This is a genomic window from Limnohabitans sp. 63ED37-2 (assembly GCF_001412535.1).
Classification (GTDB): Bacteria; Pseudomonadota; Gammaproteobacteria; order Burkholderiales; family Burkholderiaceae_C; genus Limnohabitans_A.
In genome coordinates, this window is record NZ_CP011774.1 from 2517900 (window position 1) to 2543863 (window position 25964).

The window sequence follows — 25964 nt, forward strand, 5'->3', positions numbered from 1 at the left end:
GGTTAGACCGAAACCCATCCGTCTCCAAATAGATTGATGCAATGGGATGGATTTAGCAAGGCTATCAAGACCGAAAGTTGATCGCCATCAACAACCACCCCCGGGTTTATCCTGACCTGGACAACACCAGCAGGAGCGCAAACCCCGGCTCCAAAGAAGAAAGTACAGGCCGGCTGGGTAAAATCAGCCCAACCCTACAGACCTCAACGGTCTTGCGCGGCACTCGAAAAGCCGCTTTCTTTTTCAAAAAGACCCCGCCATGAGCAACGCACCCGCCACCCCGGTCACACAGCCCGGCCTTGAGAGCCTGTCCAAATCGTTTGAACCCGCTGCGCTGGAAGCCCATTGGGGCCCCGAGTGGGAAAAACGCGGCTACGGCGTGGCCGGTTTCAGGGGTACCCAAGCGCCCAAAGACGGTGCACCGGCTTTTGCCATCCAGCTGCCCCCGCCCAACGTGACCGGCACCCTGCACATGGGCCACGCGTTCAACCAGACCATCATGGACTCGTTGACCCGTTACCACCGCATGCTGGGCCACAACACCGCTTGGATTCCGGGCACCGACCACGCAGGCATTGCCACGCAAATCGTGGTGGAGCGCCAGCTGCAAGCCAAAGGCATCAGCCGCCATGACATGGGCCCTACGCCTGCCGAAGCCCGCAAGAACTTTGTGAGCAAGGTCTGGGAATGGAAAGAAGAATCGGGCAACACCATCACCAGCCAAATGCGCCGCATGGGCGACAGCGTGGACTGGAGCCGCGAATACTTCACGATGGACCCCAAGCTGTCCAAGACCGTGACCGAGACCTTTGTGCAGCTGTACGAGCAAGGCCTGATTTACCGCGGCAAACGCTTGGTGAACTGGGACCCGGTGTTGCAAAGCGCGGTGTCCGACCTGGAAGTGGAAAGCGCCGAGGAAGACGGCTCGATGTGGCACATCCGTTACGACCTGGTGGACGGGTCCGGCAGTGTGACTGTCGCCACCACCCGCCCCGAAACCCTGCTGGGCGACGTGGCCGTGATGGTCCACCCCGAAGACGAGCGCTACAAACACCTGATTGGCCAACAGGTCAATCTGCCACTGTGCGGCCGTACCATCCCCGTGATTGGCGACGATTACGTGGACAAAGACTTCGGCACGGGCGTGGTGAAGGTCACGCCCGCACACGACACCAACGACTATGCTGTCGGCCAGCGCCACAAGCTGGAGATGATCTGCGTGCTGAATCTGGACGCAACCATCAACCACAACGCGCCCGAGAAATACCGAGGCCTGGACCGCTTTGTGGCCCGTAAGGCCGTGGTGGCCGACCTGGAAGCTGCAGGCGCATTGGTCGAAGTGAAAAAACACAAACTCATGGTGCCCCGCTGCGCCCGCACGGGCCAAGTGATTGAGCCCATGCTGACCGACCAGTGGTTCGTGGCCATGAACCAAGTGGGTCGTGGCGACGCCACCGGTAAGAGCATTGCCCAAAAAGCCATTGACGCCGTGCAGTCTGGCCAAGTGAGCTTTGTGCCCGAAAACTGGGTGAACACCTACAACCAGTGGATGAACAACATCACCGACTGGTGCATCTCGCGCCAGCTCTGGTGGGGCCACCAGATTCCCGCTTGGTACGACGAAGACGGCAAGGTGTACGTGGCCCGCAACGAAGCCGAAGCACAGGCCCAAGCCCCTGGCAAAACGCTCAAGCGCGACGAAGACGTGCTGGACACCTGGTACTCCAGCGCACTGGTCCCATTCAGCACCATGGGTTGGCCCCACCACAACGCAGCGGTCGGCAGTGGTGCCGCCGGATCGGGCGATTTGGCGAGCGCAGCGAGTATGAGCACGACCGGCGGTGCCACTGCCGACAGCGGCACAGACTACGACCTCTACCTGCCGTCTTCCGTTTTGGTGACCGGCTACGACATCATCTTCTTCTGGGTCGCCCGGATGATCATGATGACCACGCACTTCACCGGCAAAGTGCCCTTCAAACACGTCTACATCCACGGCCTGGTGCTCGATGCCCAAGGCAAGAAGATGAGCAAGTCTGAAGGCAACGTGCTCGACCCGGTTGACTTGATCGACGGCATCACCTTGGAGCCATTGCTCGACAAACGCACCCAAGGCCTGCGCAAACCCGAGACCGCGCCCAAAGTCCGCAAACAAACCGAAAAAGAATTCCCCGAAGGCATTCCGGCCTATGGCGCCGACGCCCTGCGCTTCACTTTTGCGTCTCTAGCAACGTTAGGCCGAAGTATCAACTTCGACTCCAAGCGCTGCGAGGGTTACCGCAACTTCTGCAACAAGCTGTGGAACGCCACCCGCTTTGTGCTGATGAACTGCGAGGCCCAAGACTGCGGCCTGAAAGAACACACCAAAGCCGAATGCGCTGTGGGCGGCCCAGCCCACGGTTACCTGGCCTTCAGCCAAGCCGACCGCTGGATCAGCTCGCAGCTGCAACGCGTCGAAGCCGAGGTGGCCAAAGGCTTTGCCGAGTACCGCCTCGACAACGTGGCCAACACAATTTATGACTTCGTTTGGAACGAGTTCTGCGACTGGTACCTCGAAATCGCCAAGGTGCAGATCAACATCGGCAACGAGGCGCAACAACGCGCCACACGACGCACCCTGATCCGCACGCTTGAGACCATCATGCGTTTGGCACACCCCATCATCCCCTTCATCACCGAAGAGCTTTGGCAAAAAGTGTCGGTGGTCGCAGGCCGTCCGGGCGAGTCGGTCAGCATCGCGGCCTACCCCGTGAGCCAGCCCGAACGCATCGACTTGGATGCCGAAGCCCATGTGGCCAAGCTCAAAACCCTGGTGGATGCTTGCCGCAACTTGCGCGGCGAAATGAACGTCTCACCGTCCACCCGCATGCCCCTGTATGTGCTGGGCGACACCAGCTTCATGCAAAGCGCTGCGCCCGTGCTGCAGTCGCTTGCCAAGTTGAGCGAAGTCAAGGTGTTCGAGACCGAGGCCGAATGGATCGCCGCCGCCCAGGCCGCGCCTGTGGCCGTGGTGGGTGAAGCGCGTTTGTGCCTTTTCATCGAAGTGGATGCGGCCGCAGAAAAAATCCGCTTGAGCAAGGAAGTGGCTCGCCTCGAAGGCGAAATCACCAAGGCCAATGCCAAGCTGGGCAACGAGGCCTTTGTGGCCAAGGCCCCGCAAGCCGTGCTCGACGAAACCAAAAAGCGCGTGGCCGACTTTGGGGCCACACTCGACAAAATCCGCCAGCAACTGCAACGCTTGGGCTGAAGCCCTGCGTGAACAAGGAATCGACCATGAGCCACAACGTCATCCGCAAAGCCGTGTTCCCTGTTGCCGGTTTGGGCACGCGCTTTTTGCCCGCCACCAAAGCCGCTCCCAAAGAAATGCTGCCCGTGGTCGACAAGCCGCTGATCCAGTACGCGGTCGAAGAAGCCTATGCGGCGGGTGTTCGGCACATGATCTTTGTGACGGGCCGCAGCAAGCGCGCCATCGAAGACCACTTTGACACCGCCTACGAACTCGAAAGCGAACTCGAAGCGGCCCACAAAGACGAATTGCTGGCCTTGGTGCGATCAGTGCAACCCGATGACATGGTGTGCGCTTATGTGCGGCAAAACCGCATGCTGGGCTTGGGTCACGCCGTGCTCTGCGCCGAGCCCCTGGTGGGGAATGAACCGTTTGCTGTGCTGTTGGCCGATGACCTGATGGTCAACTCGGGCCCTTCCATCCTGTCCCAGATGGTCGAGGCTTACACCAAGCAAGGCCGCTCGGTATTGGCGGTGCAAGAAGTCCCACTCGAACAGGTCAAGCGCTACGGCATCGTGGCCGGAGAACCCGCAGGCAAACAGCTCATCCGTGTTGAACAAATTGTGGAAAAACCCAGCCCGGACAAAGCGCCTTCACGCATGGGCGTGGCGGGCCGCTACATCCTCACGCCGGGCATTTTTGACGAGATCCGCAACCAGCCCACTGGCGTGGGCGGCGAGATCCAGCTCACCGATGCGATTGCCCGCCTGATGCAGCGCGAAGCCGTTTATGCCTTTCAGTACCAAGGAAAGCGCTACGACTGCGGCAGCAAGGAAGGCTTTTTAGAAGCCACGGTGGAGTTGGCTTTGCAGCACCCGCAGGTCGGCGCGTCGTTCCGCGACTACCTCAAAGGCTTGAGCCTCTGATCGGGTTCAACGCCGTTTGAGTGCAAACACAAACGCTGTTTCGGTCTTTTCTTGCATCAACAAATCGTTGCCGGTCTGCCGGGCAAAGGCCTCAAAGTCACGCCAGGCGCCCGGGTCGGTCGCCGTCACTTTGAGCACCTGACCGCTGCTCATCTCGTTCAGGGCCTTCTTGGCCTTCAAGATCGGCAAAGGGCAGTTCAGGCCGCTGGTGTCTATTTCTTTATCGATGTGCATCATGTGTCCTGATTCGCTTCCTGGCTCTGTGCGGCACGCTCTTCCCATGACATGAACTTCGGCTCAATGCCGATGGTGCGCAACCAGTCGCCCAAGGCGTAACCGGTGCCTGCGGGCCAGCAAATCAAGTCTTTGAAGTCGAACATCTTGTACTCGGCCAACTCGGGCGACAAACGCACCTCGCCTTCGGCCACCGCGTGGTAGGCAATGATCACCTGGTTCATGCGCTGGAAGTCGTAAACGCCAATCAGCTTGAGGGCAGAAACCTTGAGGTTGGTTTCTTCGGCAATCTCGCGGGTGATGCCTTCTTCGGGCGTTTCTCCCGCCTCCATGAAGCCAGTGATCAACGCAAAACGCCGCCCCGGCCAGGCCGCATTGCGGGCCAACAAAATTTGGTCGCCCACTTGCACAATGCCCGCCAGCACGGGCGTGGGGTTGTTCCAGTGTGTGAAATCGCAGGCGGTGCAACGCAGGCGCATGGTTTCGCCCCCGTCTTCCATTTGCGAGAGCCAAGCCAGGGGACTGGCACACATGGGACAAAAACGAAATTCAGCCATGAAGCCTCCGGTCAGGCGGGGAAAACGCCCGTGGACAGGTAACGGTCACCACGATCGCAGACGATGAACACGATGGTGGCGTTTTGCGCCGTTTTGGCCACTTGCTGGGCCACCCAGCAAGCACCAGCCGCCGAGATACCGGCAAAGATACCTTCGGACCGCGCCATCTGGCGGCAGGTTTCTTCGGCGTCGTTTTGGCTCACGTAAATCAGCTCGTCCACCTGGCTCGGATCGTAAATTTTGGGCAGGTATTCCTCGGGCCATTTGCGGATGCCCGGAATACGCGAGCCCTCGCTGGGCTGGGCACCGATGATGCGGATGGCCGGGTTCTTTTCTTTCAAGAACCGCGACACGCCCGTGATGGTGCCGGTGGTGCCCATGGCACTCACAAAGTGGGTGACTTTGCCGCCGGTTTGCTCCCAAATTTCGGGGCCGGTGGTTTCGTAATGGATGCGCGGGTTGTCGGCGTTGGCAAACTGGTCCAGGATGCGGCCCTTGCCTTGCGCGGCCATGTTGTCGGCCAAGTCACGGGCGTATTCCATGCCGCCGCTTTTGGGCGTGAGGATCAACTCGGCACCAAACGCCTTCATGGTCTGAGCGCGTTCAATCGACAAGTCCTCGGGCATGATCAAGACCATGCGGTAACCCTTGATGGCGGCCGCCATGGCCAGCGCAATGCCGGTGTTGCCGGATGTCGCCTCGATCAGGGTGTCACCCGGCTTGATCTCGCCGCGCTCTTCAGCACGACGGATCATTGATAAGGCGGGGCGGTCTTTGACGGAGCCCGCTGGGTTGTTGCCCTCGAGCTTGCCCAAGATCACATTGTTTCGGGCCGCCATATCGGCAGCCCCCAAGCGCTGCAAAGCCACCAAAGGTGTTTTGCCGATTGCATCTTCAATGGTTGGATAAATCATGCCAATAATGTGCCATAATTCGGGTCTCCACACATTCCGCCCGGGTGGTGAAATTGGTAGACTCAGGGGACTCAAAATCCCCCGCCGCAAGGCGTGCCGGTTCGAGTCCGGCCCCGGGCACCAAACTAAAAAGCCGCAAGTTCACGCAACTTGCGGCTTTTTTCTTGGGTTTTCAGATCAATCGATCCCCGCACTCCAACGGTCGTTCCAATTGCGCTCAATCTGCCGGCGGTCGCGTTTGGTGGGGCGGCCCTGCTCAATGCTGAGTGCGGGCTCGCGGGCCAAGCGGTTTTGCTCGGCGGCTTTTTGGCGGGCCGCGATGCTTTCCGGGGTTTCTGTGTAGAGCAGCTGCGCCACCGGCGCCGGGCCACGCACGCCGCTCAGACCTTGCACCACCACCGTGCGCTCCACCGCGCCTTGGCGCAGACACACGGTGTCGCCGGGTTTGACCTCTTTGGACGGCTTGGCGTCTTGCCCGTTGACCTGCACACGGTTCTTGCCGATCTCATCGCTGGCCAGGCTGCGGGTTTTGTAAAACCGAGCTGCCCACAGCCATTTGTCAATGCGCAGGGAAGTCATCGCGTCCCCAAAAACAAAGCGCCTTGCGGGCTCAGGCCGTCACGCACATGCGGGTAATGCAAGCGGACTTTCAACTCTTTTTTCATGCGGGTGTTGTCCAGCCGCCGCGACTCGCTCATGAAGCTCAGCAGCATCAGGGGCAAGGCGGTGTTGGCATCGTGGCGTGAAATCCGTGGAGGCTTGGCCAAGCCATACAGGCCAGCGGCCAAGTCAAAGTAGTCACCCATTTTCAAATCGGTGTCGTCGGTCACGTTGACCACGCGCTGGGGCTTGCCGCGCCACAAAGCGGCGGCGCAGGCCCGGGCCAGATCGTTGGCGTGGATGTGGTTGGTGTACACATCTTCTTTGGCCACCAGCACGGGCGTGCCCTTGAGCAAACGCTCACGGGGCGTTCCGCCTTCGCGGTCGGGGGCGTAAATGCCGGGGATGCGCAGCACACTCACCCGCACGCCACTGCGCCCCAGAAAACGCATCCAATTTTCCGCGTCCACCCGGCGCTGGGCGCGGGAGGTGTGGGGGTTCACGGTTCGGGTCTCATCCACCCGTTGCCCGGCGCAGTCGCCATAAACCCCGGTGGTCGATCCATAAACCAATGCCTGTGGTGCCGTGCGCAAGCGCAAAGCACGCACCAAGGCCAAACTGCGCGGATCTCGGTCCGAACCCCCTTGCCGGTCGGTGGGCGGTGGGGCCAGGTGGATGACCCGGTGTGCGATGCCTGCCAGGCGTTTCAGGCTGGCCGCATCGTCCAGGTTGCCAGACAAAGGGGTGATGCCACAAGCCCGCAGCAGCCGCACGCGCTCTGGAGAAGAGGTCAGCGCCATCAGGCGCACCCGCTGGCCTTGCGGCGCCCCCAGCTGACCCGCGGTGCGCAAGCCCACATCGCCACAGCCCACGATCAAAACACGCTGGCGGCGAAAGCGGGCAGGCCGTGCGCCCAGGGGGGTTTGGTTTGAAGGCAAAATCAGGGGTTCCGGGTGATATTCACACCCTCTAGGATACCCAAAAGATGAGCTTTCAAATTTCTGTGCAGCCCAGTGGCCGCAGCTTCACCGCCGACGACAACGAAACCCTGCTGGCAGCTGGCATCCGCCAAGGCATTGGCCTGCCCTATGGCTGCAAAGACGGCGCTTGCGGTTCGTGCAAATGCAAAAAAATCTCGGGCACCGTGGTGCATGGCCCGCACCAGGACAAAGCCCTGTCTGCAGACGAAGAAGCCCAGGGCTTGGTGCTGACCTGCTGCGCCACCGCCCAAAGCGATGTGGTGCTTGAATCCAAACAGGTGACCGCAGAAGGCGGCTTGCCCGTCAAGAAGATGCCGGTGCGTGTGGTGAGTCTGGAGAAAAAGTCTCACGACGTGATCGTGCTGAAACTGCAACTGCCCGCCAACGATGTGATGAAGTTCCACGCGGGCCAGTACATCGAGTTTTTGCTGCGCGACGGCTCTCGCCGCAGCTACAGCATGGCCAATGCGCCGCACACCCTCGAGGTGGCGCCACCCACGGTGGAGCTGCACATCCGCCACATGCCCGGAGGCAAGTTCACCGACCCGGTGTTCACCACCATGAAGGAAAAAGACATCCTGCGTGCCGAAGGCCCGTACGGCAGCTTCTACTTGCGTGAAGACAGCAACAAGCCCATGGTGCTGCTGGCCTCGGGCACGGGCTTTGCGCCCATCAAGGCGCTGATCGAACACATGCAGCACCGCGGCATCACCCGCCCCGCCACCCTTTACTGGGGCGGCCGCCGCCCAGCCGATTTGTACATGGCCGATTGGGTCGAGGCCCGTTTGGCCGAGATGCCCAACCTGCGCTACGTGCCCGTGATCTCAAACGCTGAGGCCGAAGACAACTGGACAGGCCGCACGGGTTTTGTGCACCAGGCGGTTTTGCAAGACTTCCCCGATTTGTCGGGCCACCAGGTTTATGCCTGTGGTGCCCCCATCGTGGTGGACTCGGCCAAACGCGACTATGCGGCGCTGGGCCATCTGCCTGAAGAAGAGTTTTACGCCGATTCATTCACGTCCGAGGCCGACAAAGCCAAGGCTTGAAGTTGACCTGTTTCACGGAGCATCCCATGTCCATCACCCGCCGCCAATTTGCTGCCCGCAGCCTCGCACTCAGCGCCCCCGCTTGGGCGCCTGCCTGGGCGCAAGGCAAACCGATCCGCATCATCGTGCCCTATGCACCCGGTGGCCCCATCGACGTCACCGCGCGGGCCTTGGCCGAGCGCGTGAAAGACAGCCTGGGCACGGTGATCATTGAAAACCGACCCGGCGCAGGTGGCAACTTGGGCGCTGACCTGGTCGCCAAGGCCGCGCCCGATGGCCTGACGATCGGCATCGCGGCAACCGCCACACACGCGATCAACCCCTGGCTGTTTGCCAAGATGCCGTATGACGCGAGCCGCGACTTTGCGCCCATCACGCAAATGCTGCGTGTGCCCAATGTGCTGGTGATGAACGCCGAGACCGCGCAGCGCCTGAAGATCAACACCCTGGCCGATTTGGTGGCCTACGCCAAAGCCAACCCCGCCAAGCTTAACTTTGGCTCCGGTGGCAACGGGAGCGCCGGTCACCTGGCGGGTGAAATGTTCAAGCGGGCTGCCGGCATTTTTGCGGTGCACATTCCCTACAACGGCGGAAACCCGGCGCAGCTGGCTTTGTTGTCGGGCCAAGTCGACTTCAACTTCGACAACCTGGCAACCGCTGCGGCCAACATCAAGGCGGGCCGCCTCAAGGCCTTGGCCGTGACCACCGGACAGCGCAGCAGCGCCCTGCCCGACATCCCGAGCATGAGCGAGACACTCAAGGATTTTGAAATCGACACCTGGTGGGGCCTGGTGGCACCCGCGGCGACACCACGCGATGTGGTGGAGCGTCTGAACAAAGCTTTTGTGGCGGCACTGCAAACACCCGAAACCAAAACCCGTTTTGGCCAACTGCTGGCCGAGCCGGTGGGCAACACCCCCGAGCAGTTTGGTGCCTTCATGAAGAAAGAGCTGACACGCTACGAAAGCGTGGTCAAGGCCAGTGGCGCTCGGGTGGATTGAGCCAAAATTCACTCGCGGTTTTTTGGGTCATACCGGACTTGATCCGGTATCCATACCCGCTGACATGCTGACGAGATGGACCCCGGATCAAGTCCGGGGTGACGAAGGGTTTGAAATCACTCGCCCAGGTAGGCTGCTCGCACCTTGGGGTCTTCGAGCATCTCCTTGCCCACACCGGTCATGGTGATGAGGCCCGAGTCCATGACATAACCACGGTCGGCAATGGCCAGCGCACGGCTGGCGTTTTGCTCCACCAGCAGCACCGTCACACCTTGGGCGTACACATCGCGCACCACCTCGAAGATCTTGTCGACCATGATGGGCGACAAGCCCATGGACGGCTCGTCGAGCAACAACACCTTGGGGCGGCTCATCAGGGCGCGGCCCATGGCCAGCATTTGCTGCTCACCACCGGACATGGTGCCCGCCAGCTGGTCCTTGCGCTCACGCAGACGCGGGAAGATGGTGAACATTTTCTCGATGTCGTCGGCGATGCCACTGGCGTCTGAGCGGATGTAAGCGCCCATTTGCAGGTTTTCGGTGATGGTCATGCGGGTGAACACGCCACGGCCTTCCGGCACCATGGCCAGGCCCTGCTTGACCAAATCCCAAGGGCCTTGGCCTTGGATGCTCTTGCCCAGGTACTCGATGTCACCCGTCTGCAAAGGCAAGGTGCCGGTGATGGCTTTCATGGTGGTGGTTTTGCCCGCCCCGTTGGAGCCGATCAAAGAGACCAACTCACCTTCACGCACTTCCAGGCTCACGCCCTTCACGGCCTGAATGCCGCCGTAACCCACTTGCAGGTCTTTGACTTTCAAAAGAACATTGGCCATCTCAGTGCCCTCCCGTGCCCAGATAGGCTTCAATCACTTTTTCGTTTTTCTGCACATCGGCAGGCGTGCCTTCGGCAATTTGTTTGCCGTAGTCGAGCACCGTGACGCGGTCACACAAGCCCATGACCAGCTTCACATCGTGTTCGATCAACAAGATGGTGCGGTTGTCCTTACGAATCTGGTCGATCAACTCGCGCAGTTGCACTTTTTCAGTGGCGTTCATGCCGGCTGCAGGTTCATCGAGCGCAATCAGCTGTGGATCGGTCGCCAAAGCACGGGCAATTTCCAGGCGACGTTGATCGCCATACGACAGCGTGCGGGCTTTGTAATCGGCGTATTTGCCGATGCCCACGTAGTCGAGCAGCTCTTGCGCACGCTGCGCAATGGCGGCTTCTTCGGCCTTGAAGCTGGGCGTGCGGAAAATCGCGCCCAGCAAACCCGAGTGGGTGCGCACATGACGGCCCACCATCACGTTTTCGAGGGCCGTCATTTCGGCAAACAAACGGATGTTCTGGAAAGTGCGGGCAATGCCCGCCTTGGCCACTTCGTGCACAGCCGTGGGTTGGTAGGGCTTGCCTGCCAGCTCAAAAGTGCCGCTGTCGGGGGTGTACAGGCCGGTGATGACGTTGAAAAACGTGGTCTTGCCCGCGCCGTTGGGGCCGATCAGGCCATAGACCTGGCCGCGCTGGATGGTGATGCCCACATCCGAGAGGGCCTGCAGGCCACCAAAGCGCTTGGAAATGCCAGAAACGTTGAGGACAGTGTCTTTGTTGGCAGTTGGATTCATGGTCTGCTCCTTCATTTCGTCGTGAGCGATTTGCCATGCTCAGGCGAAGGCCACAGCCCGCGAGGACGCATCAACATGATCACGATCATGGCCAAGGCCACCAACAACTGGCGCAAGATGGCGGCGTCCAGTCGGCCGCCGGTCATCTCCTGCAAGGGTCCTGCGACATAGCGCAGCACCTCGGGCAAGGCCGACAACAAAATGGCCCCCAAGATCACACCGGGCAAATAGCCCAGGCCGCCCAACACCACCATGGCCACGATCATCACCGACTCCATCAGGCTGAAGGACTCGGGCGAGATGAAACCCTGGAAACCAGCAAACATCGCGCCGGAGACGCCACCAAACGTAGCGCCCATGCCAAACGCCAGCAACTTGAGGTTGCGGGTGTTCAGGCCCATGGCCTTGGCGGCGATTTCGTCTTCGCGGATCGCCATCCAGGCGCGGCCAATTCGCGAGACCTCCAGGCGGTGCGAAATCAAAATCGTCACCAACACCAGGCTCAGAAACAGGTAGTAGTACAGCGAGACCGAGGCGATTTCAACATCGCCAATCATCAGCTTTTGACCCATGTTGACGCCAAAGATCGAGATCGGATCGATCTGCGACAGCCCCTTGGGGCCGTTGGTGATGTTGACCGGGTGGTCCAGGTTGTTCATGAACACACGGATGATTTCACCAAAGCCCAAGGTCACGATGGCCAGATAGTCACCGCGCAACTTGAGCGTGGGCGCCCCGAGCAGCATGCCAAAAATACCCGCCAAAGCGGCGGCTACAGGCAAGATGAGCCAAATGGGCATGTGCATGCCCGTGGGATAAGCCGCAGCGATCCACGCAAAAGTCTGGGTCAAATGCGGCGAGGACAGCAGGCCATACATGTACGCACCGACCGCAAAGAAAGCCACGTAACCGAGGTCAAGCAGACCCGCGTAGCCCACCACAATGTTCAGACCAATGGCCAACAAAATGTAGAGCAGCGCCATGTCGGCAATGCGAACCCAGGCGTTGCCGAACGTTTGCAGGATCAGCGGGAGGATCAGCAGACCCAAACCGATCAGGACGTATTGAAGTGTCTTGTTGTTTTTCATGTTCACCTCCATCAAGCGCGGTCGGCCACACGTTCACCCAAGAGGCCCGAAGGGCGCAGGGTCAACACGATGATCAACACGATGAACGCAAAAATGTCGGTGTAGTGGCTGCCCAGCACACCACCCGTCAGGTAGCCGATGTAGCCAGAGCCAATGGCCTCAATCAGGCCCAGCAAAATGCCACCAATCACCGCTCCGGCCAGGTTGCCAATGCCACCAAACACGGCTGCCGTGAAGGCTTTGAGGCCAGGCAAGAAGCCCATGGCGTGTTGCGCTGTGCCGTAGTTGGACGCGTACATCACACCCGCAATCGCCGCCAAAATGGCGCCAATCACAAACGTGGCCGAAATCACCATGTCAGGCTTGACACCCATCAAGGCCGCCACACGCGGATTCTCGGACGTGGCCCGCATGGCCCGGCCCAGGCGGGTGTAGTTGACCAGCCACATCAAAATGGCCAAAGACACCGCCGTCACGCCCAAAATCATGATCTGGGTGGGCGTGATCACCACACCACCCATGTTAATGGGGGTGCTGGACAGCAAAGTGGGGTAAGCCTTGTAGTTGGGCTTCCAGATGATCATGGCCAGGGTTTGCAACAAAATGCTCATGCCGATCGCTGTGATCAGGGGGGCCAATTTGGGGCTGTTGCGCAATGGCCGGTAGGCGATCTTTTCGATCGAAAAGTTCAGGACCACCGCCACCACACAGGCGATCAGGGTGGCCAAAATCAAGATGACCCATCCGGGTGCGTCGGGCATGGCGCCTTGCATCATGCCAATCGCGGACCAGCTCGTCAGAGCGCCCACCATCAGCACTTCTCCGTGCGCAAAGTTGATCAGGTTGATGATGCCGTACACCATGGTGTAGCCCAAGGCCACCAGGGCGTACATGCTGCCCATGACGAGGCCGTTGATGACCTGCTGGAGGAAGACGTCCATTGATTTCTCCGTGTTTTGACCTGCGCTTAGCGGGTTTTAGCTTCGGTTGTTGTTTTAGGGTCAAGAGTCACCTTTTGGGTGAACCCTGACAACTAGCAAAAACCCCGCCAGATTCATGCGTTACCGGGCGGGGTGGCGGGATTGTAGTGAAAGAAAGTCTCGGGTCAGTATTCATTGCCGTCGGGACTTACCCTTTGGCCGCATTTTTCTTTCTCAGTTCTTCCAATTTGTCGGCAATTTTGATCTCCAGACCCCGGCGAACGGGTTGGTAAAAGCCCGGCTCGGGCATCCCATCGGGCAGGTAATGCTCGCCTGCGGCAAAGCCGTCTTCCTCATCGTGCGCATAGCGGTAACCCTTGCCGTAGTCCAGCTGCTTCATGAGCTGGGTGGGGGCATTGCGCAAATGCATGGGCACCGGGCGGGTGCCGTCTTTTTTGACCCAGGCCTTGGCCTGGTTGAAGGCTTTGTAGGCGGCATTGGATTTGGGGGCCACCGCCAGGTAAATCACGCACTGCGCCAGCGTCAGCTCCCCCTCGGGGCTGCCCAGGCGCTCATACACCTCGGCGGCGTCCAGCGCCATGCGCAGCGCTCGCGGGTCGGCCAGGCCAATGTCCTCACTGGCCATGCGAATCAAGCGACGCGCCATGTAGCGGGGGTCCGCACCACCGTCGAGCATGCGCACGAACCAATACAGGGCGGCATCCGGGTCCGAGCCGCGCACCGATTTGTGCAGGGCGCTGATGGTGTCGTAAAACTGCTCGCCGCCTTTGTCGTAACGGCGCATGCGCTCGCCCAACACCCGCATCAGCCAAGTGTCGGTCACCGGGTCGATGCTTTCTTGTTTAGCCGCCATGGCCAAGGTTTCCAGCGTGTTGAGCAAGCGCCGCGCATCGCCGTCGGCATAGGCCAGCAAACGGGTCAGCGCCTCCGGCTCGATGGCGGGGATGGCATCAATGGCCTGCGCCCGTTGCACGATGCTTTGCAGGTCGTCCTCGGTCAAGGGCTGCAGCACATACACCGCCGCTCGCGACAGCAAGGCCGAATTCACCTCAAACGAAGGGTTCTCGGTGGTGGCCCCGATGAAGGTGAACAAGCCACTTTCCACATGCGGCAAAAACGCGTCTTGCTGGCTTTTGTTGAAGCGGTGCACCTCGTCCACAAACATGATGGTGCGCTGCGGGTGCAAGCCTGTGCGGGCAGCTTCGGCTTTTTCAACCGCTTCGCGGATGTCCTTCACGCCACCCAAGACCGCGCTGATACTCAAAAATTGCGCGTCAAACGCGTCGGCCATCAAACGGGCGATGGTGGTTTTGCCCACACCCGGCGGCCCCCACAAAATGCAGCTGTGCGGCTGGCCCGACTCAAAGGCCAGGCGCAGTGCCATGCCCTCGCCCAACAAATGCTGCTGGCCAATCACCTCACCCAAGTGGCGCGGGCGCAAGCGCTCGGCCAAGGGGGCATGGGGTGACGGACTGGCGGCTTTCATCGGCACCCGGGGAGCATCAAGGCCGAATCACGTCCGCGCCCGCTGGGGCCTTGAACACAAAGGTGTTAGCGGGCAAAACCGGGTTGAGTTCAAAACCCGAAAAAGTCAGCACAGAGCGCTGGCCCAAGCTGTCTTGGACATCGAGCACGGCCAGTTCTGGACCTGAAGCGCTGGCACGCAAGCCCACCATCACCGCGCGAATTTGCCCGTCGGGGGACTGGGGCGTGGCCCGCACCCACTGCAGGCCGCCCTGGTCGGGCTCGGGGCTGAACTTGAAATCGCTTTTGAGGGCCTGCAAATCCGACGCGGCAGTCAGCAAGGCGGCCGGAGTCGAACCCAGCACCTGCGACTGCGCACGGGCCGTGACCTGGTTCAGGTCCACATCGTGCATCCACAAGGTCTGGCCATCGGCGACCAAGGTTTGCACAAAGGGCTTGCGGTAATCAAAACGGAACTTGCCGGGCCGCTGAAACTCAAAACGGCCACTCGACGTTTTGACACGCGGGGTCTGGCCCGGGCGGCTTGGCGAGGTGACCGCCTGGGTGAAGTCGGCCCGGCCGCTGCGGGCCTGCTTCATGAACTGGGCCAGCACATCGACGCTGTCGGCCTGCGCGGGCATGGCCCAAGCCCACACCGCCCCGGCCAAGAGCCAAGCTCCACCCCAACCCAGCAGCGCTCGGCGCTGCACAACACTGTTTGTCATTCGTTTCACTCTGCCCGTGCGGGCACCAGGATTTCACGCTGGCCGCTGCCACTCATGGCACTGACCAGGCCTGCTTTTTCCATGTCTTCCACCAAACGGGCGGCGCGGTTGTAGCCGATCTTGAGGTGGCGCTGTACCAGCGAAATGCTGGCCTTGCGGTTTTTCAAGACCACTTCCACGGCCTGGTCGTACATCGGGTCTTTCTCGCCGTTGTCACCTTCGCCGAGCATGCCGCCATCGTCGTCCGTGGTGCCGCCTTCGAGCACACCTTCGATGTAGTCGGGCTCGCCCTGGCTCTTGAGGTAGCTCACCACGCGGTGCACTTCTTCGTCGCTGACAAAAGCGCCGTGCACCCGGATCGGGAAGCCCGTGCCCGAGGGCATGTACAACATGTCGCCCATGCCCAGCAGGGCTTCGGCCCCCATCTGGTCCAAGATGGTGCGGCTGTCGATTTTGCTCGACACCTGAAAGGCAATGCGGGTCGGGATGTTGGCCTTAATCAGGCCAGTGATCACGTCCACGCTGGGGCGTTGGGTTGCCAAAATCAGGTGGATACCGGCGGCACGGGCCTTCTGGGCCAAACGCGCAATCAGCTCCTCGATCTTCTTGCCCACCACCATCATCAGATCGGCCAACTCGTCGATCACCACCACGATATGCGGCAGGCGCTTGAGCGGCTCGGGATCGTCGGGCGTCAGACTGAACGGGTTGTAGATGAACTCCTCGCGGGCTGTGGCTTCGTCGATTTTCTGGTTGTAACCGGCCAAGTTGCGCACACCCATCTTGCTCATGAGTTTGTAGCGTTTCTCCATCTCGGCCACACACCAGTTGAGGCCATGCGCGGCTTGCCGCATGTCGGTCACCACCGGGGCCAGCAAGTGCGGAATGCCTTCATAAACCGACATCTCCAGCATCTTGGGGTCGATCATCAACAAACGCACATCACGGGCCTCGGCCTTGTACAGCAGCGACAGGATCATGGCGTTGATACCCACCGATTTGCCCGAGCCGGTGGTACCGGCCACCAACACATGCGGCATCTTGGCCAAGTCGGCCACCACCGGGTTGCCAATGATGTCCTTGCCCAAACCCATGGTCAGCATGGACTTGGCCTCGTGGTAGACCTGAGAGCCCAGAATTTCGCTGAGCTTGATGGATTGGCGCTTGGCGTTGGGCAACTCCAGCGCCATGTAGTTTTTGCCGGGAATCGTCTCGATCACCCGGATGGACACCAGGCTGAGCGAACGCGCCAGGTCTCTGGCCAAGTTCACCACCTGAGAGCCCTTGACGCCCGTGTCCGGCTCGATCTCGTAGCGGGTGATCACAGGGCCTGGGGCTGCGGCCACCACACGCACCTTGACACCAAAATCAGACAGCTTTTTCTCGATCAAGCGGCTGGTCATCTCCAGCGTCTCAGGCGACACGGTTTCTTGTCGGATGGACAGGCTGTCGAGCAAATCCACCTGCGGCAGCTTGCTGTCGGGCAGCTCGTTGAACAGGGGTTTCTGGCGCTCCTTGACCACGCGATCGCTGCGCGGCACCTCCATCACGGGCGGCTCAATGACACGTGAGACAGGCTTGGTCACCGGCACCGGCGGCAAGTCCAACTGGCCATCGGGCGAATCATGAACGGGTTGCGCCAGATCCCACTCGGGCTCAATGGCCTGGGGCGTGAGGGCCTGCTGTCGTTCGCGCAAAGCCTGCTGACCCAAAGCCAAGTCTTCTTCGATCTCGCGCTTTTCATGCCGCGACTGGATCAAGGCGTCAAGGCGACCCCCGATTTTTTCAGCCAACTGACCCCAGGAAAAACGGAAAACCATGGCCACACCCACCAAGGCCAGCACAATGCACAACAGGGCCGAGCCATTGAAGCCCAGGCCGCGCACGGCAGCCGTGCCCACCAGATACCCCAACACCCCACCGCTGTGCCCAGGCAAGGCCGATTCAAGCCGGTACAGGCGTGTCCACTCCAGTCCGCAGCTGGCCATCAGCAACACCGCCAGGCCCAGCCAGAATACCCACAAACTGCGCTGCCAGAAGGGCTCGTCCACCGTGTCTTGCGGGCCAGCGCCACGCAACCACCGGGCGAAAGACACCAACCAGACCCGCAAACCCGCCGCCACACACCACCAGGCAGAAAAGCCCATCAGGAAATACGCCAGATCCGAAATCAACGCACCCCAGCGACCCGCCCCATTGCGCACCAACTCCCCGCTGCCCGAGGTAGACCAGGCCGAATCTTGCGGGTGGTAGCTCCACAGGGCCACCGTCACAAACAAAAGCAGCCCAGCCCCCAGCAGCAAGAGGATTTCTTGGGCAAAACGTGACCACAGCGTGGGGGGCGCTGCCGGCGCAGGGGCAGCGCCATCTCGGGTCAGGGTGTTCAGTGAGTAAGTCATAAATCAGGTGTCAAGCTTACCCGATCAAGGCCTCATCAGGGGGCCATGGCCGTTCCCCCACCTGCGGGGGCATTGGCTATCCACAAGCCTTGTGGTCGAGCCGCACATAGCCCCCACAAAGTCTCTTTAAAGCCCCACCAAAGCCATGGTGCCCGCTCAGTTTGGGGTGTTTCTTACAATGGCGTTTGTTGGAAGTATTTTTCCGCGCCCCTTTGTCTTTTCTACCGGATGGCCCTTTTCATGTCGACCCCCACACAACACGCACAAGTCCTGATCCTGGGTTCTGGCCCCGCCGGCTACACCGCCGCCGTTTACGCCGCCCGCGCCAACCTCAAACCCCTGTTGATCACAGGCATGGCCCAAGGCGGCCAGCTCATGACGACCACCGAAGTGGACAACTGGCCCGCCGACGTGCACGGCGTGCAAGGCCCAGACCTGATGCAACGCTTTCAGGAGCATGCCGAGCGCTTCAACACCCAAATCATCTTTGACCACATCCACACCGTCAAACTGGAGCAGCGCCCCTTCACACTGATCGGCGACAGCGGCACCTACACCTGCGACAGCCTGATCATCGCCACAGGCGCATCGGCCAAATACCTGGGCCTGCCTTCTGAGACCGCCTTCATGGGCCGCGGCGTGAGCGGCTGCGCCACCTGCGACGGCTTTTTCTACCGAGACCAGGTCTGCTGCGTGGTGGGCGGCGGCAACACTGCCGTCGAAGAAGCCCTGTACCTGTCCAACATCGCCAGCAAGGTCTATTTGGTCCACCGCCGCGACAAGTTCAAGGCCGAGCCCATCTTGGTGGACAAACTGATGGACAAGGTCGCTGCAGGCAAGATCGAACTCAAAACCTTCCAGACGCTGGAAGAAGTCCTGGGCGACGCCTCCGGCGTGACCGGCATTCGCCTGAAAAGCACCAAAGACGGCTCTCTGCACGATGTCGAACTCAAGGGCTGCTTCATCGCCATCGGCCACGCCCCCAACACCGACATCTTCCAGGGTCAACTGGCACTGGAAAACGGCTACATCGTGACCCAAAGCGGCTTGAAGGGTTTTGCCACCCAGACCTCGGTGCCCGGCGTTTTCGCTGCAGGTGACGTGCAAGACCACGTTTACCGCCAAGCCATCACCAGCGCGGGCACCGGCTGCATGGCCGCGCTCGATGCGCAACGTTTTCTGGAACAGCACAACGGGTGAAGACGAAATGCCGAAGTCGGCGTCCAAGTTGCTGTCATTGTGACAACGAATCTCGGCAAAGGCGTTGAGGGTGTCTGCCGGGGTGATGTGGCAAAGCGAAGCGCCTCTGAACCCCGGCAGACACCCTCAACGCCTCACCACAACGCCCCAAACCACCCTCAATCCGTCACAAAGACAATCCAAATAGCCCAAGCCCCCGCTTTCTGGCTATAATTCAAGGCTTTGCTGGAACTGCCCGGGTTTTCATTCGGGGTCACAGAGCCAGCGATCTGGGATACCGCCACCCATCTTGGCGAGGTGAGGCTGGAGCGCCAGGCCCCGTGCACATCTGCACGAGACCCATCGGCACCGGCTGTTTAAAAAGTATCGGAGTGTCCACATGGCACGCGTTTGCGACGTAACGGGCAAAGGCCCAATGACCGGGAACAACGTTTCCCACGCCAACAACAAAACCAAGCGCCGGTTCCTGCCGAACCTGCAATATCGTCGATTCTGGGTTGAAACAGAAAACCGTTGGGTGCGTCTGCGCGTCTCCAGCGCTGCTCTGCGCCTGATCGACAAAAACGGCATCGATGCCGTGCTCGCAGACCTGCGTGCACGCGGTCAAGCCTAAACCCAGAACATTAGGAGTCATACACCATGGCAACCAAAGGCGGACGCGAAAAAATCAAGCTGGAATCCACAGCTGGCACTGGTCACTTCTACACGACCAGCAAAAACAAGAAAACCATGCCCGAGAAAATGTCGATCATGAAGTTCGACCCCAAAGCTCGCAAGCACGTTGAGTACAAGGAAATCAAGCTGAAGTAATTCGGCCTGATCCCCTCGCAAAAAACCCGCCTCTGGCGGGTTTTTTCATGGGAAAAAGCACTGCATTGCATGGCAACACCAGCCCCGAGAGCACCGACCTAACAAGGCCTCACTGAAGGGCCCAGACCGCAGATCTAGCGGCGCAATGGGTTCGCAACCCTCCACACCGCCATCGAAACACCGTGCCCCAAAAGCAAACAGGGCCCGAAGGCCCTGTGTGTATGGCTGCTGAAAAAGATCAGGCAGTTTGGCGCACAGCCCGCAGCTTGACCGAGAAGTCGCGCAATGCGGCAATGCCACTTTCTTCGGCACGGCGACACCAGGCCTGCAGGTCGGCGGCCAGTTGCTCGCGGGAGTGTGAGGTGTTGAGCCAGATCTGGCTCAGCTCTTCACGCATTTGCACCATCTTGTCGAGCACTGGGCTGGCATCGCGGGCTTGCTTGAGCTGGGCTTGCGCAGCGGCTGGCACTTTGGCCGCATCGCGGTGCAACCAACGCTGAGCCGCTTGCAACACGCTGGCGTCCAGCTTGAGCTTGCCAGCTTCTTGCTGCATCACGGCTTTGACGTTGCGTGCATAACCCGCCATCACTTCGTAGCGGTTGGCGATCAGGGCTTCCAAGGTCTTCTCGTCGGCCACCGGGCGAATGTCGCCATAAGCCAGGCGGGGCGGTGTCTTTTTGACGGTGGCCAGACCAACGGTTTCGAGCATGCGGATGTAAAGCCAGCCGATGTCGAACTCGTAAGGCTTGACCGACAACTTGGCCGATGTGGGGTAGGTGTGGTGGTTGTTGTGCAACTCTTCGCCACCGATCAGGATGCCCCAGGGCGAGATGTTGGTGCTGGCGTCGTGCGCCTCAAAGTTGCGGTACCCCCAGTAGTGGGCCGCACCGTTGATGATGCCAGCCGCCGTGATCGGGATCCAAGCCATTTGCACAGCCCAGACGGTCAGGCCAATGAAGCCGAACAAGGCCACGTCGATGATCAGCATCAGGGCCACGCCTTGCCAGGAAAAGCGGGTGTACAGATTGCGCTCGATCCAGTCGTCGGGCGTGCCGTGGCCGAAACGCTTCATGGTCTCGAGGTTTTTGGACTCTTTGCGGTACAGCTCAGCGCCTGTGAACAACACGGTTTTGATGCCGTGCACATGGGGGCTGTGCGGGTCTTCGGCTTGCTCGCACTTGGCGTGGTGCTTGCGGTGAATGGCCGCCCACTCTTTGGTCACCTGGCCGGTGGTCAACCACAGCCAGAAACGGAAGAAGTGCGAAGGAATGGCGTGCAGGTCCAAAGCGCGGTGCGCCTGGTGACGGTGCAAGAATATGGTGACGCTGGCAATGGTGATGTGGGTCAAGCCCAAGGTGATCAACACCATCTGCCACCAAGAGAAATCGAACAGGCCATGGCCCATCCAATGAACCACGGCATCCAAAAAAGCCCAATCAGGCAACAACATGAGTCTGTCTTTCTACTGGCACCTGAATTCAGGCAATCCGTCAATTTTAAGTTTGCCGCCCCAAAAAGGACAGCGTTTTCGGCCGACTTCGGCCGATAAGGGTTTTAAAGTATTACTTTTTAACCCAGGCTGCGGCAAAAAAACCATCCGTGGCATGGCGATGGGGCCACAGCCTCAGGAATGTGCCCGCTGGCGGAGCATCGGGGCGGGCATCGCCCGATGGGGCCGGTGAGCACAAACTGGCTGCGTGGGGCACTTTGAGCCTGTCGAGCTCTTGTGCCACGTTCAAAGGGACAAAGTCCGGGTTGGCGGCGCTGAAGGCTTGCGCGATCAACTCGTTTTCTTCGGGCAAGACGCTGCAGGTGGCATAGACCAAACGGCCGCCCGACTTGACCATGCGCGAGGCGCTTTGCAGGATGGCTTGCTGCTTTTCGGTCAACTCTTGCACAGCTTGGGGCTTTTGCCGCCATTTCAAGTCGGGGTTGCGCCGCAAAGTGCCCAAGCCTGAGCAAGGGGCGTCGACCAGAACGCGGTCGATCTTGCCTGACAAGCGCTTGACGCGGTCATCGCGCTCGTGCGCAATGGCGGCCGGGTGCACGTTCGACAAGCCACTGCGGGCCATGCGGGGTTTGAGGGCATCGAGGCGGTGGCCCGACACGTCAAACGCGTACAAACGGCCCGTGCTGCGCATGGCCGCGCCCAGCGCCAGCGTTTTGCCGCCCGCGCCCGCGCAAAAGTCCACCACCATCTCGCCCCGGTGCGCGTCCACCAGCAAGGCCAACAGCTGCGAGCCTTCGTCTTGCACCTCGATCGCACCCCGAGTGAAGGCTTCTGTCTTTTGCAAGGCGGGTTTGCCTTGCAGGCGCAAACCCCAAGGCGAATAAGGCGTGGCCTCAGAGGCAATGCCCGCTTGCGCCAACTCTTTTTGGATGTCGCTGCGTTTGGCGTTGAGCATGTTCACGCGCAGATCCAGCGTGCCGGGCTGCTGCAAATGCTCGGCCAAGTCCCAGAAATCTTCACCCAATTGGGATTGCAGGGCTTGCGCCATCCACTCGGGCAGGTTGTGGCGGTGTGGGGCCATCAGGGCGTCGGGCGGAATGGCGTCGCAGGTCGCCAGCCATTTTTTCTCGGTGTCGTTGAGCGCAGAGGCCAAAAAATCGCGCGGGCCAAAAAAGCCCAAAATCGCCAGCTTGCGCTCTTTGGCGCCCGAGCCCGAGCGGGCCAACTGCTCAAACAGCAGCTTTTTGCGCAAGACGGCAAAGGCGGTTTCGGCCAAGGTGGCGCGTTCGCGGGGGCCCAAAGAGCGGTGTTCGCGGAAATAGCGCGACACCACGGCGTCGGCAGGATGTTCAAATTGGAGGACCAGCCTGACCAGATCGGCACAGGCGTCTAAAAGGGCTTTTGGATGCATAGGACTGCATTGTCCCATCCCCAACCCTTGGTCCGACACACATCACAGGAAAGACATGTCAGAACCACTGCCACCGATGATCGAAACGCCCAAAGGCCTGTACCGCCATTACAAAGGCGGCCAATACCGTGTGCTGGGCACCGTGCGCCACAGCGAAGACCTGCAACCCATGACGCTGTACCAGGCGCTCTATGGTGAACAGGGTCTGTGGGTAAGGCCTGCGGCCATGTTTGCCGATGTGGCCGAATTCAATGGAAAAGTTCAGCCCCGATTTGAACGCATTGGCGATTGAGCCAAATACTCAGCGACTGCTTGCGGGTAAATCAAGTGCTCCTGGGTGAGCACCCGCGCTGCCAGTGACTTAGCCGTGTCATGCGGCAGCACCGGCACCACGGCCTGCGCCAAGATGGCGCCATGGTCGAGCTCGGCCGTCACCTGGTGCACCGTGGCCCCGGCAAAGCGGCATCCGGCATCGATCGCCCGCTGGTGCGTGTTCAGCCCCGCAAAGGCGGGCAACAAGGACGGGTGGATGTTGAGCAAACGCCCGGCGTAGTGCGCCACAAAGCCAGGCGTCAGGATGCGCATGAAGCCCGCCAACACCACCAAATCGGGCGTGTAGCGGTCGATTTCGGTCATCAGGGCCGCATCAAACGCTTCGCGACTGGCAAAGGTCTTGTGGTCCAGCACCTGCGTCGCAATACCGTGGTCACGGGCAAAAGCCAGACCTTGGGCATCTGCCCGGTTGCTCAGCACGGCGGCCACCCGGGCGTTCAAGCGTTGGTCCCAACGCCCCTGCTCTGCCGCACGCACGATGGCGGCCATGTTGGAGCCCGAGCCCGAAATCAGAATGACGATGTTTCTCATGAAGGGCCGGATTATCCCTGCTCACTGAAAGTCTCTTGGCTTTTGTCGCCCCAAGGACAAGCCGAATCGGTCTGCGCGTGATAAAAAGCACGGTCGTTTGATTTTGAGAGAAAACCCCATGGATTTGGCATTCACCCCCGACGAACTCGCGTTCCGCGACGAGATCCGCACCTGGGTCAAGGACAACTTGCCCGCCGACATTTCCCAAAAAGTGCATGCCGCCATGCGCCTGACGCGCGAAGACATGCAGCGCTGGGCCAAGATTTTGGGCAAAAAAGGCTGGCTGGGCTGGGGTTGGCCCACGCAGTTTGGAGGCCCCGGTTGGACCGCGGTGCAAAAACACCTGTTCGAAGAAGAATGCGCCCTGGCCGGCGCCCCCCGCGTGGTGCCCTTTGGCCCGGTGATGGTGGCCCCGGTGATCATGGCCTTTGGCAACGCCGAGCAGCAGCAGCGCTTTTTGCCCGGCATCGCCAGCGGCGAAGTCTGGTGGAGCCAGGGCTACAGCGAGCCAGGCTCTGGCTCGGACTTGGCGTCGCTCAAAACCCGCGCCGAGCGCGTGGGCGACAAATACATCGTGAATGGCCAGAAAACCTGGACCACCCTGGGCCAATACGGCGAGTGGATTTTCTGCCTGGTGCGCACCAGCAACGAGGGCAAGCCACAAACCGGCATCTCTTTCCTCTTGATCGACATGAAGTCGCCCGGCATCACCGTGCGCCCCATCAAGCTGCTGGACGGCGAGTGCGAAGTCAACGAGGTTTGGTTTGACAACGTCGAAGTGCCCGCCGAAAACCTGATTGGCGAAGAAAACAAGGGCTGGAACTACGCCAAGCACCTGCTGGCCCATGAGCGCACCAACATCGCCGACGTGAACCGCGCCAAGCGCGAACTCGAGCGCTTGAAGCGCATCGCCAAAGCCGAAGGCGTGTACGACGACATGCGTTTCCGCGACGAAATCGCCAAGCTCGAAGTGGACATCGTCGCCCTCGAAATGCTGGTGCTGCGTGTTTTGTCGGCCGAAAAGTCCGGCAAGAACTCGCTCGACATTGCGGGCCTCTTGAAGATCAAAGGCAGCGAGATCCAGCAGCGCTACACCGAGTTGATGATGCAAGCCGCAGGCCCCTTTGCCCTGCCCTTCATCTTCGAAGCCATGGACGCAGGCTGGCAAGGCAATTTCCCTGGCGGTGTGGTGGCCAACGCGCCCCTGGCCGCCAACTACTTCAACATGCGCAAGACCACCATTTACGGCGGCAGCAACGAAGTGCAACGCAACATCGTCGCTCAGACAGTTCTGGGTTAAGGAGACACACATGGATTTCGATTTTTCTGACGACCAAGAACAACTGCGCGACGCGGTGCGCAAATGGGTGGACAAGGGCTATGACTTTGACCGCCGCCGCGCCATCGTCGCTGCGGGCGGTTTCGACCGCGCCGCTTATGGCGAAATGGCCGAGCTGGGCCTGACGGGCCTTTACGTGAGCGAAGAGCACGGCGGTATGGGCATGGGCCCGACCGAAGCCATGGTCACCATGGAAGAACTCGGCCGCGGCATCGTGCTCGAGCCTCTGACCCAGACCCTGATCTGCAGCGCCACGCTGCAAACACACGCCCCGGCAGCCCTGCAAGCCGCATGGTTGCCCCGCATGGCCGCAGGCGAGGCCATCGTGGTGCTGGCGCAGCAAGAACGCGGTGCCCGTTACCAACTGAACCGCTGCGCCGCACAGGCCAGCGAGTCTGGCGGCGCATGGACCGTGAGCGGCACCAAGAGCGTGGTGGCCATTGGCGACCAAGCCGACGCTTTTATGGTGCCCGCCACGGTGAACGGTCAAATTGCTTTGTTTTTGGTCGAGCGCAGCGCCAGCGGCGTGAGCACCCAGGCTTACGGCACACAAGACGGCTCACGCGCCGCTGAAGTGGTGATGCAACAAGCCCCGGCCCAACTGATCACCCTGAATGGTTTGACCGCATTGGAAGAGGCCGTGGACATCGGCATTGTTTGCACCTGCGCCGAAGCCGTGGGCGTGATGGACAAGACCATGGCCATCACCGTGGACTACATGAACACGCGTAAACAGTTCGGCGTGAACATCGCCAGCTTCCAAGCCCTGCGCCACCGCGTGGCCGACATGAAGATGCAGCTGGAGTTGGGCCGCTCGATGAGCTATTACGCCACTCTCAAGCTGCACGCCCCTGCCGACGAACGCCGCCGCGCCTTGGCCCGTGCCAAGTACCAGCTGGGCGTGTCCATGCGCTTCATCGGCCAGCAGGCTGTGCAGTTGCATGGCGGCATTGCCGTCACCGACGAGTACATCGCCAGCCACTACTTCAAGAAATTGACGCAGCTGGACATGACCTTTGGCGACACCCTGCACCAGTTGGGCGAAGTGTCGGCCCGCATGCAAGAGACGGCGGGCGTTTTCGCCTGAAGAGAAACAGGAACCCGAGCAAGACGGGACGGCGGCGCGGGACGGGCGATGTGGCAAAGCGAAGCGCCTCTGAGCCTGAAAC

25 protein-coding genes and 1 tRNA gene are annotated in these 25964 nt (G+C 60.5%); 11 read left to right on the forward strand and 15 right to left on the reverse strand.

The window, feature by feature from the left end:
* The first annotated feature begins 259 nt into the window (after window positions 1-259).
* Both L63ED372_RS11735 and galU read left to right on the forward strand, forming a co-directional pair.
* A complete protein-coding gene (locus L63ED372_RS11735; RefSeq protein WP_062406114.1) occupies window positions 260-3247 on the forward strand; it encodes a valine--tRNA ligase in 2988 nt (995 codons plus the stop codon).
* 26 nt (window positions 3248-3273) lie between these two features.
* Window positions 3274-4152, forward strand: a complete 879-nt coding sequence (gene galU, locus L63ED372_RS11740) for a UTP--glucose-1-phosphate uridylyltransferase GalU (protein ID WP_062406115.1) — start codon at window positions 3274-3276, stop codon at window positions 4150-4152.
* A gap of 6 nt (window positions 4153-4158) precedes the next feature.
* On the opposite strand, the gene L63ED372_RS11745 is transcribed toward galU, so the two are convergent.
* From L63ED372_RS11745 to cysM, 3 genes are read right to left on the reverse strand one after another with little or no spacing between them, the layout of a single operon-like run.
* Window positions 4159-4386 carry a sulfurtransferase TusA family protein gene (locus tag L63ED372_RS11745; protein ID WP_194943213.1) on the reverse strand — a complete coding sequence of 76 codons (228 nt, stop codon included), beginning with the start codon at window positions 4384-4386 and terminating at the stop codon, window positions 4159-4161.
* Window positions 4386-4943, reverse strand: a complete 558-nt coding sequence (locus L63ED372_RS11750; protein ID WP_062406117.1) for an NUDIX domain-containing protein — start codon at window positions 4941-4943, stop codon at window positions 4386-4388. The genes L63ED372_RS11745 and L63ED372_RS11750 overlap by 1 nt, the downstream gene beginning before the upstream one ends.
* 11 nt (window positions 4944-4954) lie before the next feature.
* On the reverse strand, window positions 4955-5857 hold the full coding sequence (gene cysM / locus L63ED372_RS11755; RefSeq protein ID WP_062406118.1) for a cysteine synthase CysM: 903 nt from the start codon (window positions 5855-5857) through the stop codon (window positions 4955-4957).
* A gap of 38 nt (window positions 5858-5895) precedes the next feature.
* On the opposite strand from cysM, the gene L63ED372_RS11760 reads away from it, so the two are divergent.
* Window positions 5896-5980: transfer RNA gene (locus tag L63ED372_RS11760), tRNA-Leu, on the forward strand.
* Window positions 5981-6034: 54 nt separating this feature from the next.
* Here L63ED372_RS11760 and L63ED372_RS11765 read toward each other — a convergent pair.
* Together L63ED372_RS11765 and L63ED372_RS11770 are read right to left on the reverse strand one after the other, a co-directional pair.
* On the reverse strand, window positions 6035-6436 hold the full coding sequence (locus L63ED372_RS11765) for an RNA-binding S4 domain-containing protein (protein WP_062406119.1): 402 nt from the start codon (window positions 6434-6436) through the stop codon (window positions 6035-6037).
* On the reverse strand, window positions 6433-7395 hold the full coding sequence (locus L63ED372_RS11770; protein WP_062406120.1) for an SDR family oxidoreductase: 963 nt from the start codon (window positions 7393-7395) through the stop codon (window positions 6433-6435). The genes L63ED372_RS11765 and L63ED372_RS11770 overlap by 4 nt, the downstream gene beginning before the upstream one ends.
* 47 nt (window positions 7396-7442) lie before the next feature.
* On the opposite strand from L63ED372_RS11770, the gene L63ED372_RS11775 reads away from it, so the two are divergent.
* On the forward strand, window positions 7443-8483 hold the full coding sequence (locus L63ED372_RS11775; RefSeq protein ID WP_062406121.1) for a CDP-6-deoxy-delta-3,4-glucoseen reductase: 1041 nt from the start codon (window positions 7443-7445) through the stop codon (window positions 8481-8483).
* 26 nt (window positions 8484-8509) lie between these two features.
* Window positions 8510-9484 carry a Bug family tripartite tricarboxylate transporter substrate binding protein gene (locus L63ED372_RS11780; RefSeq protein WP_062406122.1) on the forward strand — a complete coding sequence of 325 codons (975 nt, stop codon included), beginning with the start codon at window positions 8510-8512 and terminating at the stop codon, window positions 9482-9484.
* Between the two features lie 116 nt (window positions 9485-9600).
* On the opposite strand, the gene L63ED372_RS11785 is transcribed toward L63ED372_RS11780, so the two are convergent.
* The 7 genes from L63ED372_RS11785 to L63ED372_RS11815 all read right to left on the reverse strand — a co-directional run bounded on the left by L63ED372_RS11785 (window position 9601) and on the right by L63ED372_RS11815 (window position 17721).
* Window positions 9601-10317: an ABC transporter ATP-binding protein gene (locus L63ED372_RS11785; protein WP_062406123.1), complete on the reverse strand. Its 717-nt coding sequence runs from the start codon at window positions 10315-10317 to the stop codon at window positions 9601-9603.
* Between the two features lies 1 nt (window position 10318).
* On the reverse strand, window positions 10319-11119 hold the full coding sequence (locus L63ED372_RS11790) for an ABC transporter ATP-binding protein (RefSeq protein ID WP_062406124.1): 801 nt from the start codon (window positions 11117-11119) through the stop codon (window positions 10319-10321).
* Window positions 11116-12192 carry a branched-chain amino acid ABC transporter permease gene (locus tag L63ED372_RS11795; RefSeq protein WP_062408039.1) on the reverse strand — a complete coding sequence of 359 codons (1077 nt, stop codon included), beginning with the start codon at window positions 12190-12192 and terminating at the stop codon, window positions 11116-11118. Before L63ED372_RS11795 ends, L63ED372_RS11790 begins: the two co-directional genes overlap by 4 nt.
* Window positions 12193-12203: 11 nt before the next feature.
* Complete coding sequence (locus L63ED372_RS11800; protein WP_062406125.1) at window positions 12204-13133, reverse strand: branched-chain amino acid ABC transporter permease; 930 nt, start codon at window positions 13131-13133, stop codon at window positions 12204-12206.
* Window positions 13134-13320: 187 nt separating this feature from the next.
* Complete coding sequence (locus tag L63ED372_RS11805; RefSeq protein ID WP_062406126.1) at window positions 13321-14619, reverse strand: replication-associated recombination protein A; 1299 nt, start codon at window positions 14617-14619, stop codon at window positions 13321-13323.
* Between the two features lie 16 nt (window positions 14620-14635).
* A complete protein-coding gene (lolA, locus tag L63ED372_RS11810) occupies window positions 14636-15322 on the reverse strand; it encodes an outer membrane lipoprotein chaperone LolA (RefSeq protein WP_062406127.1) in 687 nt (228 codons plus the stop codon).
* 5 nt (window positions 15323-15327) lie between these two features.
* The gene (locus L63ED372_RS11815; protein ID WP_062406128.1) at window positions 15328-17721 is read right to left on the reverse strand and encodes a DNA translocase FtsK; all 2394 of its coding nucleotides are present in this window, start codon (window positions 17719-17721) and stop codon (window positions 15328-15330) included.
* Between the two features lie 240 nt (window positions 17722-17961).
* Between L63ED372_RS11815 and trxB the strand changes: the two genes are divergently transcribed.
* The 3 genes from trxB to rpmG all read left to right on the forward strand — a co-directional run bounded on the left by trxB (window position 17962) and on the right by rpmG (window position 19731).
* Window positions 17962-18921 (forward strand): thioredoxin-disulfide reductase, encoded by a 960-nt coding sequence (gene trxB, locus L63ED372_RS11820; RefSeq protein WP_062408041.1) that lies wholly within the window; start codon window positions 17962-17964, stop codon window positions 18919-18921.
* Window positions 18922-19300: 379 nt separating this feature from the next.
* On the forward strand, window positions 19301-19534 hold the full coding sequence (rpmB, locus tag L63ED372_RS11825) for a 50S ribosomal protein L28 (RefSeq protein WP_026039317.1): 234 nt from the start codon (window positions 19301-19303) through the stop codon (window positions 19532-19534).
* Between the two features lie 26 nt (window positions 19535-19560).
* On the forward strand, window positions 19561-19731 hold the full coding sequence (gene rpmG / locus L63ED372_RS11830; RefSeq protein ID WP_006298735.1) for a 50S ribosomal protein L33: 171 nt from the start codon (window positions 19561-19563) through the stop codon (window positions 19729-19731).
* A 238-nt stretch (window positions 19732-19969) separates the two neighbouring features.
* Here the strand turns inward: rpmG and L63ED372_RS11835 are convergent, their stop codons facing one another.
* Both L63ED372_RS11835 and L63ED372_RS11840 read right to left on the reverse strand, forming a co-directional pair.
* Window positions 19970-21181 (reverse strand): DesA family fatty acid desaturase, encoded by a 1212-nt coding sequence (locus L63ED372_RS11835; protein WP_062406129.1) that lies wholly within the window; start codon window positions 21179-21181, stop codon window positions 19970-19972.
* A gap of 112 nt (window positions 21182-21293) precedes the next feature.
* Window positions 21294-22592 carry an RsmB/NOP family class I SAM-dependent RNA methyltransferase gene (locus tag L63ED372_RS11840; RefSeq protein WP_062406130.1) on the reverse strand — a complete coding sequence of 433 codons (1299 nt, stop codon included), beginning with the start codon at window positions 22590-22592 and terminating at the stop codon, window positions 21294-21296.
* A gap of 55 nt (window positions 22593-22647) precedes the next feature.
* Between L63ED372_RS11840 and L63ED372_RS11845 the strand changes: the two genes are divergently transcribed.
* A complete protein-coding gene (locus L63ED372_RS11845; RefSeq protein ID WP_062406131.1) occupies window positions 22648-22884 on the forward strand; it encodes a DUF1653 domain-containing protein in 237 nt (78 codons plus the stop codon).
* Here the strand turns inward: L63ED372_RS11845 and purN are convergent.
* Entirely contained in the window at window positions 22854-23456 is a 603-nt protein-coding gene (gene purN / locus L63ED372_RS11850) for a phosphoribosylglycinamide formyltransferase (protein WP_062406132.1), read from the reverse strand. The genes L63ED372_RS11845 and purN overlap by 31 nt on opposite strands.
* A 118-nt stretch (window positions 23457-23574) precedes the next feature.
* Here purN and L63ED372_RS11855 point away from each other — a divergent pair, with 118 nt between their 5' ends.
* Window positions 23575-24756 (forward strand): acyl-CoA dehydrogenase family protein, encoded by a 1182-nt coding sequence (locus tag L63ED372_RS11855; RefSeq protein WP_062406133.1) that lies wholly within the window; start codon window positions 23575-23577, stop codon window positions 24754-24756.
* A gap of 10 nt (window positions 24757-24766) precedes the next feature.
* The gene (locus L63ED372_RS11860; RefSeq protein WP_062406134.1) at window positions 24767-25882 is read left to right on the forward strand and encodes an acyl-CoA dehydrogenase family protein; all 1116 of its coding nucleotides are present in this window, start codon (window positions 24767-24769) and stop codon (window positions 25880-25882) included.
* Window positions 25883-25964 lie beyond the last annotated feature (82 nt).